Origin of the sequence: Arthrobacter sp. H5 (assembly GCF_000520595.1) — a bacterium.
GTDB lineage: Bacteria > Actinomycetota > Actinomycetes > Actinomycetales > Micrococcaceae > Arthrobacter_D.
Map to the genome: position 1 here is coordinate 45,025 of NZ_KI915011.1, position 5,020 is coordinate 50,044.

A 5,020-nucleotide genomic window follows, 5' to 3' on the forward strand; every position below is an offset into this window, starting at 1 on the left:
CAGCCGGCGGCCGAAGCACCTGAGGAAGTTGCCTCTGAAGCAGCTCCCGAGATGACCGAGGAAATGACCGAAGAAGCCACCGAAGAGGGCATGGATTCAGACATGGATCCAGCTGCCAACCTGGTTGGTCCCGGTTGCGAGGATTACGCAGCCGAGGTTCCTGAGGGAGACGGGTCCGTGCAGGGCATGGCTCTTCTGCCAGTGGCCGACGCCGCCGCTGCCAACCCCATCCTCACCACCCTGACCTCAGCGGTTTCGGGCGGGGTAAACCCGGATGTTGACCTCGTTGACACCCTGAATGGTGATGAGTTCACCGTTTTCGCTCCCACCGATGAGGCCTTCGCGAAACTCGACGAAGCCACCCTTGAGGCATTGAGCACGGACGCCGATCTTCTCAGTGGCATCCTGACCTACCACGTGGTCCCCGGTCAGCTGACCCCGGACGAGGTTGCAGGCACCCACCCCACGGCCAACGGCGCTGAGCTGACGGTCGAAGGCGAGGGTGACGAAATCACCGTTGGCGATAACGGCGCAGCCGTTGTCTGTGGCGGCGTTGTCACCGAGAACGCAACCGTGTACATGATCGACACGGTGCTCGAGGTTCCAGCAGCCGAGTAACAGGTTCCCTGATTCGACTCCTCTAATCTGGGTCAGGGTAAAAAGGCGGACCCCGCACTTAGGTGCGGGTGTCCGCCTTTTCCTGTACCGGTGCATCACGTGGTGCACCGGCTTTCAATTAGACTGGTCCTTTCCCACCGAACGACGCCGCAGGCGCACGCCCCAAGGAGATCATGCCAAGGACCCCAGCGGCACGACGGCTTAACGGCCGCCGGCCGGCGCTGCGGATTGCTGCAGCGGCGTCGGTGCTGGCCCTGACCTCCTGCACCTCCCCCGCCCCGCCGGTCCCCGCCACCACCACGTCATCCACCGTTGAGCCGACGACGGCCGCGACGAGGGGAGATTTCACGTTTGGTACTGCCGCGGATCCCACCGGGCTTGACCCAGCGCTGGTTGCCGACACCGAGTCTTACCGTGTCACGCGGCAGGTTTTGGAGGGCCTGGTGAGCGTGGATCCGGTGACCTCCGAGCCAACCCCGCTTCTTGCCACCTCCTGGGAGGAACGCGACGAAGGCCGGGCATACGCCTTCAAGCTTCGGGATGACGTGGTCTTCCACGATGATGAGCCGTTCAACGCGGAATCGGTCTGCGCAAATTTTGAACGCTGGTACACCATGCCGGAGGAAACCCGGCAACTGGATGCGAGCATCGGGTTCAAGTCGGTCTTCAAGGCATTTTCAGACGAACCCGGAGCATCACTCTACAATTCATGCCAGCCGCTCGGTGAGTACGAGGTACTGATCCGCCTCACCGCCCGCCTCACCGCCTTTATCCCGGCCATGGCAATGCCGGCCTTTGCCATGTCCTCCCCCAAGGCGCTCGAGGAGCTCTCGGCCAACCAGCTGACGGAGGCGCGCGGCGGCACGCAACTGTCCGAATATGCGCTCAGCCCCGTGGGTACCGGACCGTTTGAGTTCAAAAGCTGGGAAGCGGATGAAGTACTGCTGACCTCTTTTGAGGGCTACTGGGGCAACCGTGGGGAGATCCAGACCGTGACCTTCAAGACTCTCCCACGCTCGGAGGCACGGCTCAGGGCGATGAACACCGGCAGAATCGACGGCTACGATTTTGTGACAGTGGACAGCGCCGCCGAGTTGGCACGCGAAGGCCAACAGATCCTGCAGCGTGACCCGTATTCGGTGCTCTATCTGGGCATGAACCAGGATTTTCCAGGGGTGGACAATCTCATTTTCCGGCAAGCGGTTGCGCACGCAATCGACAAGCCCGCCCTCATCAACGGCAGCTTCCTCAACGGGACCAGCCCGGCGAACCAGTTTTTCCCCCCAAAGCTGGGAGTCACCAATGAGGAGATCACCGACTATGAATACAATCCTGACAGGGCTCGCGAACTGCTTGCTGAATCCGGCTACGACGGCGAGGAACTTCCATTCCACTATCCGCTGAACGTCTCCCGGCCGTATCTCTCATCCCCGGAGAAGGTCTACGCCGAACTCAGCCGCCAGCTTACGGCGGCCGGGTTCAATCTCCAGCCGGTTCCCACCCGCTGGTCCGATGGATACCTTCAAATAGTCCAGAATGACGACAACCGCGCGTTCCACCTCCTGGGCTGGAGCGGCAGTTTCCAGGATCCCGACAACTTCGCCAGCCCCCTCTTCGGCAGTTACTCCGAGGAGTTTGCATTCCGGGACAATCAACTTTTCAGCATGGTGGACAGGGCGGGCACTCTGCCCAACGGCGAGGAACGCACCGCGGCCTACCAGGACATCAGCGAACAGGTGAACACCGGGCTCCCCGCGGTTCCGCTTGCCTTTCCCATCTCTGCGCTGGTTGTCTCGGAACGGGTCCTGGAATATCCCGTAAGCCCCGTCATGAACGAGGTCTTCAACGCCATCGACCTCGCTGACGTTGAACTACCCGAACCCGACGAGGAGAGCTAGAACAACCTGGGAATGAGGCATCTAAAGTGCCCGGATGCGAGCAGGATCACGTGCAATCGGATGTTCCCAATTTAGATTGACGGACTCCAACGGCTAGGCTTCTTAGGCTAGCGCCCATGCTGTTTGGAGACATACGTTGACTGCTAAAAGCCAGGCGGGAAAGCCCGCGGACCACACTGACGTCGTTCTCATCGGCGGCGGCATCATGAGCGCCACTCTGGGCGCCTTCCTGAAGCAACTCCAGCCCGACTGGGGCATATCACTGTTTGAACGCCTTGACCGCGCGGGACTGGAAAGCTCCGACCCCTGGAACAACGCAGGAACGGGCCATGCCGCGCTCTGCGAATTGAACTATTCGCCGGCAGCGAAGGACGGATCGGTTGACCCGGCAAAGGCTGTGTCAATCAACGAGCAGTTCCAGGTTTCGCGGCAGTTCTGGTCCCATATGGTGTCCCAGGGCCATCTGGGCGATCCCGGAAATTTCATCAATGCGGTACCCCACATGAGCTTTGTCTGGGGAAGCAGCAATGTGGAGTACCTGCGCCGACGCTATGAGTCGCTGCGTTCCCAGCCCCTCTTCAAGTCCATTGAGCACACGGATGACCACGCGGCCATTGCCGATTGGACCCCGTTGCTCATGAAGGACAGGGACCCGTCGCAGCCCGTCGCGGCGTCGCGGGTGGCAGGCGGCACCGATGTTGATTTTGGAGCGCTGACCCGTGGGCTGACCAGCTACCTGGAAGAGAACGACGTCGACCTCCGCTACGGGCATGACGTCACCAACATCTCGAGGGCCTCCAACAGCAGGTGGGATGTCAGGGTAAGAAACAGGGCAACGGGTGAACACAAGACCGTCAACGCCCGGTTTGTTTTCATTGGTGCGGGAGGCGGGGCGCTTCAGCTGTTGCAGGCCAGCGGCATACCTGAAGGAAAAGGTTACGCCGGTTTCCCCGTGTCGGGGCAGTTCCTCCGGTGCGCCAATCCGGTCACTGTGAATCAGCACCACGCCAAGGTTTATGGGCAGGCATCAGTGGGCGCTCCACCGATGTCCGTTCCACACCTGGACACCCGCTTTGTGAACGGCGAGAGATCCCTCCTGTTTGGTCCGTACGCAGGCTTCTCCACGAAGTTCCTCAAACGAGGCTCGCTGCTGGATCTTCCGGGCTCCATCCGTCCCTCCAACATCATCCCCATGCTCGCTGTGGGCAAGGACAACATACCCCTGACCAAGTACCTGATTTCCGAGGTGCTGAAGAGCCGCGACGCCAAGAACACCTTTCTGAACGAGTTCATTCCGTCAGCGGACGGAAACCGGTGGGAACTGATTACGGCCGGACAGCGTGTACAGGTCATCAAGAAGGCACCCCGCACGGGGGGTATCCTCCAATTCGGCACCGAGGTCATCACTTCGGCGGACGGCACGGTGGGTGCGCTCCTCGGAGCTTCCCCCGGTGCATCGACGGCCGCTCCGATCATGATCGAAGTACTCCGCCGCTGCTTCCCCGGACAGCTTGCGGCGTGGGAGCCGAAACTGAAGGAAATGATCCCCGGCTACGGCGTCAAGCTCAATGAGAACGAATCGCTCGCGGAGGACATCCTGTCCATGACGGACAAGGTGCTGGGGCTCCACTAACCTACTGCCGTCCAAGTCCGGAGGGCAGCCAGCAAGGCAGCAGGCATAACCGATGTTCCGTTTGGCGCGGCTTTCCCTGGGCAATCGGGCCCTGATCGCACTGATCACGGTGTTCGCAGCTGTTTTTGGTGTGATCACCATGGGATCACTGAAGCAGGAACTCATTCCTTCACTTGAGTTTCCGCAGATCACCGTGGTCTCTTCAGTGCCCGGGGCGTCGCCGGAGTATTTGGACAAGCAGGTCAGCGAGCCGCTGGAGAGTGCGCTGAGCGGCGTGGAGGGACTGGAATCGTCCTCCGCTACGTCGCGGACGGGCGTGTCCACCATCAGCCTGATGTTCGCCTACGGCACTAACCTTGACCGCGCGCGAGGGCAGGTTGACCGGGCCATCTCGACTGTCCGGACCGCGTTGCCGGAGGATGTATCACCGCAGTCACTGGCCGGAAGTATCAGTGACCTGCCCATTGTCTTCATGGCTGTGTCCTCCGACGGGTCCCTCAGCGAACTCGGCGGTGAACTTGCGCGGCTCACCGTTCCACGGCTGCAGAAACTTGAGGGAGTCAGGAGCGCCGATGTCAGCGGCGGCGCCGGTCAGCATATCTCCATTCTCCCGAGAGATGGGCAGCTCGCAGAGAATAACCTGACTGTTGGTGATATTGCTGATGCATTGGAGAACAACGGCGCCCTGTTTCCTGTGGGCACCGTCGAAGAAGATGACCGCTCGCTGACTATCCAGGCGGGCAGCCCGATTGAGTCCCTGGACGACATCCGCGCAATTCCGATTGCTTCGGCGGACGACGACGGTTCCCGCTCCCCTGCCACCCCACCATCCGCTTCGGCGCCGGTCACCATTGGCGGGGTCGCCGACGTT

General features: G+C 61.2%; 4 protein-coding genes. All 4 read left to right on the forward strand.

The window, feature by feature from the left end:
• On the forward strand, positions 1-618 hold a 618-nt coding region (locus tag Y708_RS25710), incomplete at its 5' end, for a fasciclin domain-containing protein (protein ID WP_081746889.1).
• Between the two features lie 173 nt (positions 619-791).
• Positions 792-2,516, forward strand: coding sequence for an ABC transporter substrate-binding protein (locus tag Y708_RS25715; protein ID WP_173401528.1), 1,725 nt, complete (start codon positions 792-794; stop codon positions 2,514-2,516).
• 136 nt (positions 2,517-2,652) lie between these two features.
• Complete coding sequence (locus tag Y708_RS0116090; RefSeq protein ID WP_028280712.1) at positions 2,653-4,149, forward strand: malate:quinone oxidoreductase; 1,497 nt, start codon at positions 2,653-2,655, stop codon at positions 4,147-4,149.
• 52 nt (positions 4,150-4,201) lie between these two features.
• Positions 4,202-5,020: efflux RND transporter permease subunit (locus tag Y708_RS28575; protein WP_035776678.1), on the forward strand; the 819-nt coding region annotated here is incomplete at its 3' end.

What these genes read in the sequence shown, in the direction of transcription:
- Y708_RS25715 (WP_173401528.1), top strand. Translation starts at nt 792, where the DNA reads ATGCCAAGGACCCCAGCGGCACGACGGCTTAACGGCCGCCGGCCGGCG.